This window comes from Fibrobacter sp. UWB15 (genome assembly GCF_900177705.1).
In the GTDB taxonomy this organism is placed as follows: Bacteria; Fibrobacterota; Fibrobacteria; order Fibrobacterales; family Fibrobacteraceae; genus Fibrobacter.
This window is the reverse complement of the sequence record NZ_FXBA01000003.1, coordinates 191,865-205,072: the sequence shown is the minus strand read 5'-3', so window position 1 is coordinate 205,072 and position 13,208 is coordinate 191,865. Positions and strand designations below refer to the sequence as shown.

General features: G+C 49.6%; 10 protein-coding genes and 1 pseudogene. 10 read left to right on the top strand and 1 reads right to left on the bottom strand.

From position 1 onward, the window contains the following. Nucleotides 1–46 precede the first annotated feature (46 nt). The 4 genes from B9Y58_RS07085 to B9Y58_RS07070 are packed head-to-tail and all read left to right on the top strand — an operon-like array spanning nt 47 to nt 5,846. Nucleotides 47–2,578, top strand: a complete 2,532-nt coding sequence (locus B9Y58_RS07085; protein ID WP_073054947.1) for a hypothetical protein — start codon at nt 47–49, stop codon at nt 2,576–2,578. 25 nt (nt 2,579–2,603) lie between these two features. Further along, nucleotides 2,604–2,963 carry a DUF4349 domain-containing protein gene (locus tag B9Y58_RS07080; protein ID WP_073054948.1) on the top strand — a complete coding sequence of 120 codons (360 nt, stop codon included), beginning with the start codon at nt 2,604–2,606 and terminating at the stop codon, nt 2,961–2,963. Nucleotides 2,964–3,002: 39 nt separating this feature from the next. Beyond that, the gene (locus B9Y58_RS07075) at nt 3,003–4,568 is read left to right on the top strand and encodes a fibrobacter succinogenes major paralogous domain-containing protein (protein WP_083532232.1); all 1,566 of its coding nucleotides are present in this window, start codon (nt 3,003–3,005) and stop codon (nt 4,566–4,568) included. Between the two features lie 3 nt (nt 4,569–4,571). After that, complete coding sequence (locus tag B9Y58_RS07070; protein WP_073054950.1) at nt 4,572–5,846, top strand: pyridoxal phosphate-dependent aminotransferase; 1,275 nt, start codon at nt 4,572–4,574, stop codon at nt 5,844–5,846. Between the two features lie 15 nt (nt 5,847–5,861). Here the strand turns inward: B9Y58_RS07070 and B9Y58_RS07065 are convergent, their stop codons facing one another. Continuing rightward, nucleotides 5,862–7,001 (bottom strand): DegT/DnrJ/EryC1/StrS family aminotransferase, encoded by a 1,140-nt coding sequence (locus B9Y58_RS07065; protein ID WP_073054951.1) that lies wholly within the window; start codon nt 6,999–7,001, stop codon nt 5,862–5,864. Nucleotides 7,002–7,103: 102 nt separating this feature from the next. Between B9Y58_RS07065 and rpsT the strand changes: the two genes are divergently transcribed. The 6 genes and pseudogenes from rpsT (at nt 7,104) to B9Y58_RS07035 (ending at nt 13,169) form a co-directional block, all read left to right on the top strand. Continuing rightward, complete coding sequence (gene rpsT, locus B9Y58_RS07060) at nt 7,104–7,364, top strand: 30S ribosomal protein S20 (RefSeq protein ID WP_073054952.1); 261 nt, start codon at nt 7,104–7,106, stop codon at nt 7,362–7,364. A gap of 95 nt (nt 7,365–7,459) precedes the next feature. Further along, a complete protein-coding gene (locus B9Y58_RS07055; protein WP_073054953.1) occupies nt 7,460–8,293 on the top strand; it encodes a mechanosensitive ion channel family protein in 834 nt (277 codons plus the stop codon). 95 nt (nt 8,294–8,388) lie between these two features. Then, nucleotides 8,389–8,952, top strand: a pseudogene (locus B9Y58_RS15140) (ATP/GTP-binding protein); the annotation flags it as partial. Between the two features lie 419 nt (nt 8,953–9,371). Then, entirely contained in the window at nt 9,372–9,791 is a 420-nt protein-coding gene (locus B9Y58_RS07045; protein WP_073054955.1) for a roadblock/LC7 domain-containing protein, read from the top strand. Nucleotides 9,792–9,864: 73 nt separating this feature from the next. Continuing rightward, on the top strand, nt 9,865–10,275 hold the full coding sequence (locus tag B9Y58_RS07040) for a hypothetical protein (RefSeq protein ID WP_072797409.1): 411 nt from the start codon (nt 9,865–9,867) through the stop codon (nt 10,273–10,275). A 5-nt stretch (nt 10,276–10,280) separates the two neighbouring features. Then, the gene (locus B9Y58_RS07035; protein ID WP_073054956.1) at nt 10,281–13,169 is read left to right on the top strand and encodes a hypothetical protein; all 2,889 of its coding nucleotides are present in this window, start codon (nt 10,281–10,283) and stop codon (nt 13,167–13,169) included. Nucleotides 13,170–13,208 lie beyond the last annotated feature (39 nt).

Genomic DNA, 13,208 nt, shown 5'->3' with positions numbered 1-13,208 from the left:
GTATTTTTACCCGGCATTTTCTATGGGATGAAAATTAGGAGGTTGCATGCTTTTAATTGTAGCTCTTTTGCTTGCCGCAAGCTTTAGCTTTGCTACTGATTGGGTTGATGTTGCCGTAAAACCCAAACTCGTCGAATCTAGCGGAGATTCTTATTATGAGATTTCTTCTGCAAAGGAACTAGCTTGGTTTTCGAAAGAAGTCGCTTCTGGAAAAACGGGTATTAATGCCGTTTTGAAGAATGACATTGTTCTCTGGAATCCGGCTTCGGGTGATACCAACTATTGGAATCCGATTGGTCCTTCGGACTCGCTTGCCTTTGAGGGTACTTTTGACGGTAACGGAAAAACGATTGCTGGAGCGCATTCTGTTTACGAAGAAAGAAACCTGGACACCTTGGTGAATGGCTTTTTCCGCTATGTGGGTGAGTCTGGAGTTGTGAAAAATTTGACGTTGAAACAGTCTTTTATTAAGACTGTTTACGCGGGTTCCGATACCATTACGGATACTTCTGCAGAAGACGCTGTAGCTCCTCAGTTGTATTCTGCGGTGGGTGGAATTGCTGGCTACAATAAGGGCTTGTTGCAGAATGTTTCGTTTGTCGGAGATTCTGTTGTTGCCGCGGGAGATTCCAAGGTTACTTCTGGTGCGAGAACCGGTAATATCTACATTGTCAACTATATCGCAGGCAATATCGCTGCTATAAATGATGGCGTTATTGACGGCTTTGAATCGGATGCGCAACTCAATGTCCGCAACAGAGGTGTAATGAGCCTTAGCTTTAATATTGGCTATGCAGGCGGCGCGGTCGGTATAAATAGGGGCTCTGTCAAGAATGGAGTGAATCTCAAATATGTGAATTTGCCGAATATAGGCTTTGCTGGCGGTATTTGCGGCTATAATTATGGTTCTATCGAAAATGTTGAAAATAGGGGCATTGTCTATAATAACGAAGGTAGTGCGGGCGGTATTGCCTCATATAACTTGGGGACAATCAAAAGGGCTGTCATGACAACTTCGATAAGGGGCTCTGCGTCTTATACGACTTATGGTGGTGGCGTTACTGCGTACAACAATGGTTATATAACGGAAAGTGGAATGTTCCAGACAAAAAATTCGAACATCACGGTGAATAAAAATGCACAAGAATATCAGATGATGGGCGTGTCTATTTTGCCGGCGGAAGGAACGGCTGGCGGCGTTTCTGCGACGCAAGGCCCGCAGGGGGTTATAGAAAATTGTGGCGCGGCCGTATGGATCGTGGGTGTTGGTGTCTCATCGACTACCAAGTCAAGGAATATCTATGTCGGAGGTCTTGTGGGACTAGATTCTGGCTCTGTCATTGGATCCTATGCGGCAAATTCGAATCTTCTTCAAGGCGACAAATATAAGCCGATGTATTATATAGTGGATTCAACAAAAAAACACAGCTCGAACCATTATGATTCGACTTATCTGTCTGTTAAGTTTGATGACGAAAATGCGGGGCTTCCGACTTCGACAATGCGCTCCGCAAAGTATGCCTGGCTTTTAAATACCCAAATGGGGTCTGCAAAGAATAATGGTGTGTGGACCTACGATGATTGGTATCCGCTTATTGCAAATATGGATAAAATACCTACATATCGGGTTGTTCGCTATGTGAATGATGCTGCTTATGATACGCTTTATACGAATTATCTGGGACATGCTATTTGGAATGATCGTATTCCTGAAGGCGATAATGGAAAATCACTTGCTTATTGGGCTTATCGTAATGGGAACTCGTTTGCAAAAATTACTGATCAGCATATATTTAAAAGTGATACCAGTATTTACGCTGTTCTTGATGCAAAGGAAAACCTGGACTTTACGGTGACCTTCTTGGATTATAATGGTGTTGTTTTACAAGAATTGAAAAATATTCCTTATGGAACGGTTCCTCAATATTCTGGACCGGAATTATTCCGCGATTCTACTGGATTAATGCGTCGTTACACGTTCAAGGGGTGGAGCCCTGCTGTAACCGAAGTGCATTACAATCAGGTTTATAAGGCTCTTTACGATTCGACTTACAGAAAATACCAGGTTTCCTATAGTGCAGTTTGCCTTAATCGAGATTACAGTAGGCAGGATACCTCTATTTATGGAAATGAAGCGCATTTGTGTGGCCGCTATTATCCCGGCAGTTGCACGGATTCGTTAAATGAATATGTTTTTAAAGGCTGGAATGTAAATTGTGATTCGTTTGCCGTTCTTTCGGATACGACAATTTATGCCGTATATGATACGATTCCTTTGTCAAGCTCGTCTTCTGAAAAGATTAGTTCGAGTTCCTCTGTCGAAGAAAAAAGCTCCTCGTCGAAGACTGAAACGATTCAGCTGCCTTTGGCAAGCGTATTGCTGAAATACTCGGTGGAAAGAGGCTGGATCCATGTTTACGGGTTGACTGCTGGAGTGCCTGTGACGCTGTTTGATGTGCAGGGTAATCTGGTAAAGCGAGAAATTTCAACGGGTAGTAACTTATCTATTGCGCTTGAACGCCGAGGAATGTATATTTTGAGGTATATGGGAACAAGTTACAGGGTCTTTGTTCCTTAAACGAATAAATGCCTAGAGGTGGCTTATGCTCGAACAACTCAAGCGCCCTTTCAAGAAACGCTACGACAAGGTTCGCGAACGTGCGGCTCAGTATGTCGGTCCCGTAAAGGAATCGGTGTCCAAGCTGATGGCCATGCTCCCGAAGATGGAAGCCTTTGCGGGCTCTGAGGATTTGGCGGGCGAGAATGCTGAAGGTGCTGTTGTCGATGCCGCAGCAAAGCCGACGGGCATTAAAGGCTTTGTCGCGAAGTTCAAGGATTTTAAAAATTCGCTCAAGGATTTGACGGATTTCCAGAAACTGATTCTCTTGACTATTGCAGTTGTGCTCCCGGCGGGCATCTTTATCGCTGTTGTATTGGCTGGGCTCCTTCGCCGGAAGAAGTAGCGTTTTTTAGTGTTGGGGTGTAAAGTGCTGGGAGGAAACATGAATTCTTTTGCATGTTGCTTTAAAGGAATGATGCTTGTTTTGTTGTCGTTCCTTTTTGTTGCTTGTGGCGACAACGGCTCGAGCTCGGGAGCAGAAGATGAAGTTCCCTTTTCGAGCGAGAACGTTTCGAGCTGCTCGTACCAACTGCTCCTATCTTCTGCAGATGCAGAAGGGGAGTCGTCGTCGAGTGAAATGCAGACAGAACCGTCCAGCAGCAGCTTTGTGAAAACCTGGGATTACTTGAATCCCGAAATTTCTTACGAGGAGATTGTCGATAAGCGCGACAGCCAGGTCTACAAGATTGTGAAAATCGGCAATCAGTGGTGGATGGCAGAAAACTTGAATTACCGCTATCTGGAGCCCAACTATAAAGTCGATTCGAGTAGTTTCTGCTACAACGATTCCATCCAGTATTGCGAAAAGTATGGTCGTCTGTACCTGTGGAGCGCTGCGGTTGATGGTGCGGGGCTGTTTTCCGACAACGCTAAGGGATGTGGCTACGGGGAACATTGTGAACCGATTTTACCAGTGCGGGGAGCCTGTCCCGAAGGCTGGCATTTGCCCGATTGGGACGATTGGAGTGAATTGTTCGATTTTGTGGGAGGACAGGGCGCTGCTTCTAAGGCTCTAAAATCGAAGATGGGCTGGAAGGATGGTGCTAATGGTCCTGACGCTTATGGCATGGCTCTGTTTCCGGCCGGTGTCCGGAGCATGGTGGATTTTGGCATGTATTCATGTTTGGACTGTTATGTTGAATTTTGGGTATCCTCGTATAAAGACGATTATATGTCACAAAGTTTGAGTTTTGGCAAGGAAGGACTAGGTTTTGGTCAGGGAACACAGGATTATGCCCATTCGGTCCGCTGCATCAAGGATTTTGATGCGACTGATATTGTCTCTTCCTCGTCGGTTTCGAGTAGCTCAAATGATGCGCCGGAATCGTCCTCGTCCCATGAAGAATCGTCTTCTTCTCGCAATAATGAGAGAACTTATACGGATTCCCGCGATGGTCAGGTTTACAGGGCGGTGAAGATTGGTGAGATGGAATGGATGGCACAGAACTTGAACTACGAAACGGAAAACAGCTATTGTGCCTATACCTCTCCCGATAGCTGCGCCAAGTACGGTCGCTATTATAAATGGGCAGATGCCGTTGGCAAAACTGAAGAAGAATGCGGTGAAGGCCACGAGCGCGGACTCGTTAACTACGACTATGCTGAGGGAATTTGTCCTACCGGTTGGCATCTTCCGTCGCAAAAGGAATGGTACGCCCTTATGGATGCTATTGACGGTCAAAAACCAACGACGACGAAAATGCTGAAGGCGAAAGATGGTTGGTCTGATGGGGCCGAAGGTACCGACGATTACGGCTTTTCTGCTTACCCCGGTGGATTATGGTATGGTGATGACGACTTTTTCTATGAAAAAAGTGCCTATTTCTGGGTGTCTACGGAGTACTCCGCTGATTTGGCCATTTCTGCGAGAATTGAAGAAGACAACACCATTTGGGTTCCGCCCGAGTATAAGCATTTTGGGATGAATGTCCGCTGCATCAGGAATTAGTCTATGAAGCTTTCATCCCGACTCCCCAAAGATCTGTCTCCATCGCCGTTCTTTGCTGAACTGGAACGCGCGAAGGCGTGCGCGAAAAAGGATGCTGCCGAGGGCGGTCTTTCGTTCATCGACATGACGGTTTCTTCGCCTGTGAAGGCGGGGCTTCCGGTTGACTTGAGTGCTGCGGTGGAGGAGGCTCGCAAGGATTTCGGTTGCTGGAATCCGGATGCGGCGGGTTGGAAGTCGGCGCGCGAGGCGGTGGTGGAGTACTATCGCGAACGCGGCGGAAACTTTACCGCGGGTCAAATTATCCTGACCGCAAGTACCAGCGAAGTTTACTCTGTTTTGTTCAAGACATTCTGCGACCCGGGCGACGTGATTTTGACGCCGATGCCGGGCTACCCGCTGCTCGATACGCTTGCACAGCTCGAGCATTTGGAATGTGCTCCCTATTTTCTGCAACTTAGACGAGAGAACGCGGCGTTTAGATTCGTTCTCGATTCTGACAGTTTGTTAGCTGCTCCGGAGAAAGCGAAAATCCTGCTGCTGGTGAACCCGCATAACCCGACCGGGCATTGCGTTTCCCGCGAAGAATGGAATGCGGCGGTTCGTTTTTGCGAAGAGAACGACATGATTCTCGTGGTCGACGAAGTCTTCGGCGATTATGCACTTACGGATAAAGTAAAGCGTACTTGGCAATACGTCATTGCGACCCCCGAAGGGGGGAAGCAATCCATTGAGGAAAAATCAAATAATCTATGGGATGCCGGTGGCGGCGACTTCATCAACCTTCCCGAAGACGGACCCAAGTGCCCCATCTTCTGGCTGAACGGCTTAAGCAAGGCCGTAGGTTCCCCGCAGCTCAAGCTCGGCTGGATGGCTTTTTACGCGCCCCGCGAACGCTTTGAAGAAATCCGCGCAGCGCTTGAATTTGTAGAAGACGCCTACTTGAGTGTGTCCGCTCCGGCGCAGGCTCTCGGCATGTCTCTGTTGCCCGCGGCCGCCGCTTACGAATCGCGCGTCAAGGAACGCTTGCTTGCCAACTGGCAGACGCTCCGCGAAGCCTTCCCGTCCAAGTACTGCCCCGAGGTTCTCGGCGGCTGGTATGCGGTCGTGCGCCTCGGTGAAGACGACGAGGAACTCACGCTCCGTTTGCTCCGCGAAAAGCATGTGCTGGTGCAACCCGGGTTCTTCTTCGATTTCGACGGAGACGGCTGGGTGGTCATCAGTTTGCTGCAAGAGCCCGCGACCTTCAAGGAGGCGGTGCAGCGAATGAAAGAACTGTAATGGCAGATTTTAAAGCTACAGGTGAGCCTTTAGCTTTTCGATAATTTCATCTACATTGGTGAAGGCGCACACGGGCAGGCTGATAGCTTGCTTTGAAACCTTTACTGAATTCGGGTCGGGATGTTCCTCTGGAATCCAAATGATGCCGCCCAGGGGTTCTTGGTAAAATTGCATAAAACAAGGCTGATTTCGCAGGGCGCTGGGGTAGTGAATGCAGTAAGGGATTTCTGCGGCCTTCAATTTCTCAATAAAGCTTTCGCGGTTCTCGGCCAAAACCGTATACTGGGCGTAGGTGCATTTGCACCCGGTTTCAATTTTTTGCGGAACAATCTTTTCGCCGGTAGCTGCGGTGCGGTTGTATTCGGCGAAGAATGCGTCGTACTTGGCTGCGTTTTGGCGCCTGACCGCAAGTTCTTCGTCCAGGTGCCTAAGCTTGACTCTAAGGACCGCCGCTTGCAGTGCGTCAAGTCGGCTGTTCATGCCGATGATTTCATGCTGGTAACGCCCGGCGCTCCCGTGGTTTGCAATCATGCGGATTTTTTTGGCGAATTCTTCGTTTTCGGTAAACAGGGCGCCGCCGTCACCGTAACAGCCGAGCGGCTTGCTCGGGTAAAAACTGGTGATGGCAATATCTCCGAATGTGCATGCCATCTGGTTGGTGCGGGCACCGAATGCCTGGGCGCTGTCCTCTATAATCCAGAGCTTGTGTTCGGTGGCGATTTCGCGCAGTTCCTTGAACGGGGCGCACTGGCCGAATAGGTTCACCGCAATAATGCCCTTGGTGCGCGGTCCAATCAGTTTCTTGACGCTTTCGGGGGCAATTTGCAGCGTTTCCCGGTCAATATCGGCAAATTGGGGGGTGCTGCCGAGAAGGGCGATACATTCGGCAGGGGCGATAAAGGTAAAATCGGGGACAATCACCTCGTCGCCAGGGCGTAAATCCATGGCCATCAGGGCGATCGTGAGGGCGTCCGTGCCGCTTGCGCAGGTAATCGTGTGGATTTTTCCGCCCAGATACTCCGAAAGTTCCTTTTCGAGAGCCTGTACCTGGGGGCCTCCTATGTAACAACCGCTGTCCAACACCTCTCGTTCGGCTTTTTCGAGTTCAAAACGATATTTTTCGCGTTGTGCAGTTAAATTTACAAAGGAAATCATGCGCCCAAAGATATAAATTTTTGCCCACCCCTTGAAAAATTTCCAATATTTACTAACTTTGAACCAACATTTTTAAGTAGGTTTTCACCCGGAGATAATAAGGTGCCTCAACACAAATCTTGCAAAAAGCGTCTGCTTCAGGCCGAAAAGGCCAATGCCATGAACCGTTCTACCCGTTCCGCTATCCGCACCGCCCTCAAGGCTGTCCGTAGCGCAACTTCTAAGGAAGAAGCCCTCAAGGCCATGCCGGCTCTGTTCAGCATGCTCGACAAGGCTGCTGCCAAGGGTCGTGCCGGTTTCTGCGCTAACCGCGTCGCTAACTACAAGGCCAAGGCCGCTAAGGTCATTAACGGTCTCGCCTAATTAATCGTTAAGTCGATTTAGTGCGAATTTGAATAAGCCGATACACAGTGTGTGTCGGCTGTTCGTGTATATTCATTTTTCTATATTTGTCCACAATGGATTCGTTTAGGCTTTTTCTTGAAACTCGTTTTGGCGGAATCTTGGACCACTCCGTGATTCAGCGCCTGTTTATTGCGTTGCTGCTCCTGGTGGCGGCGCGCCTTCTTTTGATTTTCTTGAAGCATGTCATTAACCATGCCGAAAACCGTGGGCTCGATTCCTCGGCCAAACCGCTGGTCTATTCGCTATTTTCGTATTGCATCTATATTGTTACTTTGTTGTTAGTGCTGCATGTGCTGGGCGTGAATACCGCAGGCATTGTCGCTCTTGTAGGTGCGGCGAGCTTGGCGGTGGGCCTTGCCTTGAAAGATGCCCTGGCAAACATTGCCTCTGGCTTGCTTTTGTTGTTCCTTCGCCCCTTTAAGGCCGGTGACTATATTGAATGCGGCAATATCAAGGGAAACATTATCGGAATCGGGCTTTTCAATACGACGCTCCGTACTTTGGATGGACTTTCTGTTTCAGCACCGAATACCTCCTTGTGGGGGCAGCCGATCGTGAACTTTAGCAAGAATCCGCTCCGAAGGCTCGAAATTACGGTCGGAATTGACTACGGCGATTCCCCGGAAAAGGCTCTCGACATCATGCGCGACGTTGTGGCGGGCGAACCCTTGTTTATGCGTAAACCTGAACCCCAGTTCTTTGTTTCTGGGCTCGAAGACAGCGCCGTGAATGTGACTTTTAGGGCTTGGACCCGCACTCAGGACTATTTTAATTTGCGTTGGAAATATACTGCCGAAATCAAGAAACGCTTTGTTGAAGAAAAAATTACAATTCCTTTCCCGCAGCGAGTTGTTCATTTCGTGGATCGCCCCCAAGGTCCTGTTTGACCGGTATTCCCGATTAGAATGCTAAAAAAGCATATTTTGTGGTCTGCGAAATTATTTTTTTATTAGATTTGAGGTAGATATATCAAGGATGTGTAATGTCTTCGATAAACTTTGCTACACGAGAAATTAGTTGTAAAGTCGTTTACTATGGACCGGGCCTTAGCGGTAAGACCACCAATTTGCAGGTGATCCACCAGAAGATGCCCCAGGACAAGCGTACCGATATGGTGTCCCTCGCGACTGAAGGTGACCGTACGCTCTTTTTTGACTTTTTGCCGCTGAATTTAGGGGATATCAAGGGGTTCAAAACAAGGTTCCAGCTTTATACTGTTCCTGGTCAGGTCTATTATAACAGTACCCGTAAGCTTGTGCTTCGTGGTGTAGACGGCATTGTTTTTGTGGCGGACTCCCAGAGGTCCCGTCAGGCCGAAAACTTGGAAAGCTTGCAAAACCTGCGCCAGAACCTGCAGGATTACGGCATGGATCTGGACGATATGCCATTTGTGCTTCAGTACAACAAGCGCGATATGGACAACGTGTTCACCCTTGATGAACTGAATGCCGAACTCAACCCGCGCAATGTGCCTTTCTTCCCGGCCACGGCCCACAACGGTAAGGGTGTCGTGACGACGCTCAAGACCATTGCGATGCTCGTGATTGAAAAGTTTAATGTGAAGCAGGGATTCCTCCGTCAGGCAGCAGCCAATGTCGGTAATACCGGCGTACACGATGTGTCGCTCACCAAGGAAGGTGTTTCGGTCAAGGCTTCTCAACCGGCCGCTCCGGCCCAGCCTGCTGCCCAGCCCGCCGCTCCTGCCCAGCCGGGCTCCCCGTTCCGTATGCCTTCGTTTGCGGCAAAACCGCCTTCAGCGGCTCCTGCCCAGCCTTCGACTGCCGGCGCCGGTCTGTTCCAAAAGGGAGCGACGTCCTCGCCGTTTGGTCGCCCGCGTGCCGCTACTGCGGTTCCTCGTATGCCGACCTTCGGTCGCGATGTCGCTAAGCCTGCTGCCGATAACGATGACGAAATTGAATTGCGTCCGTACGTACCTAAGAAGAAGTAATTTAACGAAGGTGCATAATGAGCGATTTTACCATTTATTCTGATGATGCCGCCAAAGTCCAGCGACTCATGACTGCCTACCAGGCTAGCGTCAAGGCTGAATATATTGTTCTTTGCCATCGTGATGGATCGATTATTGCTGAAGTTGGCTCTTTGGGTATAGATGCAACTCCGCTTGCAGTGCTCAGCACGGCGTCTTTCGACTCCGCCCGTCAGGTGGGCATGATGCTCGGTGGCGAAAACTTCCAAGCAGTTTCTTTTAGTGGCGAATCCCGTTCCATCTACATTGCTCCTGTAGACCAGGCGCTCTTGTTGGTGCAGATTTTTCCGGGTTCCAAGCTTCCGAACCGCATTGAAGATTTCAATCGCCTGCTAGTCGAAAAACTAGTTGATGCTGTTCCTGCCTTTACGCAGAATACTAGCAGCCTGGTTCGTTAAACCATTCATTTAGGACCGCCTTGTGACAAAGTTACCTCCGCTTCGCAATTTGCGGAAAACAACGATCGTCGTTATGGTGGTCTTTCTTGGATTTTTGATCCACCGAATTGTGGTTGCCATGCATGGCGCCGAAACCATTTGGAATTCTGCCGATACGGAACTTTCGATGGCGCAAAGCGTGGTCTGCAGCCATATTGTGAACGGGTCTCCGTTTGGTGTCGATAGCGTGTTCGAAGAGGGCATGCGTCTGTACTATTACTCCACGGTTTCCTCGGCGTTGCAATTGGGCGACGACACCTTGATGCATATTTGGTTCAACGGTGCCGACACAGTGCAAAAACTGGCCTGCGATATGACGCAGGACGTTTGCCTCACGACCATTGTCCCTAATCTTTTGAAGCCGGGGGAATGGAGCGTGGACTTGGTGGCTGGACGCAAATTGCTTTCGACTCGCCAGTTTATCGTAGAATCTAACGAAAGGTAGTTGGAATGTCCCGGCGATTCTGGTTGGGACTTTTGTTGCTAGCGGTATGCGCTTTCGGCTTGGATATTGATTCCTTGCCGGTGTGGGATCCTTCGATTTTGGCACGGGGTGATTCCTTTGTTCAAAATGCGGATACGGCGGCTCGAAAAGATTCCCTTGAAACCCACGGCTACAAGACGGTACAGGTTACCGTAGGCGATGGCGGAACCCAGGTGGATCAGGAACTGCGCCTTTCTATTATGGGGCGCCTTACGGATAGCGTGTACATTGACGCTTTGCTTTCTGACGTGGGGCGCCGTGCGGGCGATCAGACGACGGCGACTTTGCGCGAGGTGGACCAGATATATTTTCGGGTCGAATCGCCACATTATTTTTTGCATTTGGGCGACTTGACGTGGGTAGATTCTTCAATGGGGTTCACAGGGATATCCCGAGCCTCTCTTGGTGCTATGGGCGGTGTTCGAGGTGATTTCGGTGGCGGTTATGCACAAGTTCGCGGCGTGGTTGGAACCGACGAGGTGCAGCATTATATGCGGACATTTAATGGCGTGAGCGGTCAGCAACTGGGCTATTCGCTTGACGGTTTCGGCAGCTTTATTGCGGTGGTTCCGCAGTCCGAAACGGTGTGGCTGAATGGGGTGCGCCTCACGCGGGGCCGTGATTATTTGGTGAACTACGCCGGTGGTATGCTGGATTTTAAAGGGGCGGTGTTGCCGAGTTTCGATGACGAAATCCGCGTGGAATATGACGCCTACGAAAACGATAACATTTATATGCTTAAAGGCGCTGCTGCCAGCTACAGACACCCGAACTTGTACTTGGATGTTTCGGGCTTTAGGCTCGAAAACGATGTAGACCGCTTAAAACGCGGCGTGTGGACCGATGAAGACTACGCCTTGCTTAAGGCGGACCGCGGTGATGAATTTGTTCGTGATGATACTTTGCCGCCGCTGCACAGACCCGACCGTACGGAGCGTGTGAATGCCCGTATCCGTACGCAGTATAATCAGCAACTTTATGCCGATTTTGAAATGTCTTTTAACCGTGCGGACACAAATATGGTGTCGAACCATGTCGATGGCAGTGAAGGCAAGGCTTTCCGCTGGTTCGTGACGACGGATTCTACCCGAGATTTGACGCATTTCCCCTTGGCGATGTCTGTGTATGGAAACCGTGTGCAGCAAGGCTTTGATATCCTGAAATATCCGGGCTCTGATTTAGATTGGAACCTTTACGACCTGCGAGATAGCTGGGATTTGGCGTATAGCGATTCTGTATTTTTGAACGACGACTTGCTACACGATGAATTCATGATGCGTGCGCGTTTTGCAAAAGACTGGTTCGGGTCTGCACAGTGGGGCTACCGCCGCAATGCCGACGAAGACTGGAATTCTTCGCGTGTGCAGTTGGGCGTGCAGCACCGCAACCGGAATGCCTTGGGAGAACTCGCCTTGATTCGCGTGGCAAGCCTGCAAGAACGCGAAATGGAACGCTATCAGGGAACGGCGAATGCCGAATTCTTGCAGGGAATGGTTCGTCCGTTTGGCAGTGGCGACTTGCGTTTTACGAAAATCAATTTGGATGGAATAGAAGACGAGGTGGTTTACGGCAAGTCTTCGAGTGGATTAGGGATTTATTTTGACCGCGGCGAGATTCGTGAAAGTGTGGGCGGGCGAATGGCCAAGCGTCGGGGCGATACCTATGGCGACGAATGGGCGGATTCTTTGAGGGCATCTACTTGGGTGCAAGAGGCGAATTACAATAGCCGCTACTTTACACTGTCACATTTATTGCAGTACGAACGTATGCGTACGGATTCTTCGGAGAGTGAAAATAGTTGGCTTGCCAATTTGAATTCCCGTTTTGGCGGCGAAGATCTGGGCTGGCAAGGAAATGTTTCGTATCAATTAGGACTTACGGAAGAGCAAATTTATACGGCCGTTTATAAGGCGGTGGCGCCAGGAACGGGCGATGTGCGCTATGACAGCTTGACATCGAGTTACATCGAAGGTGTGGATAACGGTGATTTTGTGTACGAGGGCATGGGCCGTAACGATTCCGTGGGGGCGGTGCTTTCGTCTGATGCCACTTTCAATATTGAAATCCGCTTTAATCCGGGGCTTGTCTTTGGCGTGCGCGACGGATTCTTGCGCGATGTGACCTTGGGCGGATCGTATGAGGGTGAAGGAAGTGATACCACGGGTAAAAAAATATACTTTCCACCGGTCACGACTTCGCAACTGCACCGTATGACCTCGGGTCGCATGGCAGTCGAGGGCTTGGTCGATTGGCAACATCCTTCGGGTGTATCGCTTGCGTATAAGCCGGGTGCCACATTCGATAAAAAACTTTCTTCGATTTCGTATTACGAGACCTCTTACTCGCATGAATTCGAAGCGGGTTACCGCATTAATTTGGATCATTTTGTGGGCGGCACGCTCCTGATTCAAGAAAACGAACTTTCGGCCATGCAGGAATGGAATTGGGATATTTATGATGGAACGCTCCGTTATCGCTTCGATTTTTTGCAAGGTTTTTATGTACAGCCTCTGGGACGTTATCGTATAGGCGAAGGGGCCGATGGCTCCGGTCGCGAAGAGGGCGAGTTCGAGGCGAATCTTTGGGAAGGGGCGCTCCGTGTTGGTTATAATAGGCAAAAAAAGGTGAATTCCTATGCCAATTTCTCGGTGGTGCAGGTGGATAGCGACGGCGATATTATTCCATATCAGGTGATGAATGGCTATAGCGATGGCCGTACGTATCGTTTTGAATTTTCGCTCTCGGTCGATTTGAATGACTTTTTGTCGATGGGTTGCAGTTACATTTTGCGGTTTGGCGACGCCGAAGAGAATATCTTCCAGAAGCTTAGTACCGAAGCGAGGGCGTACTTCTGATGTGTGATGTGAAATGTGAAATGTGGAATGAAAAATTAA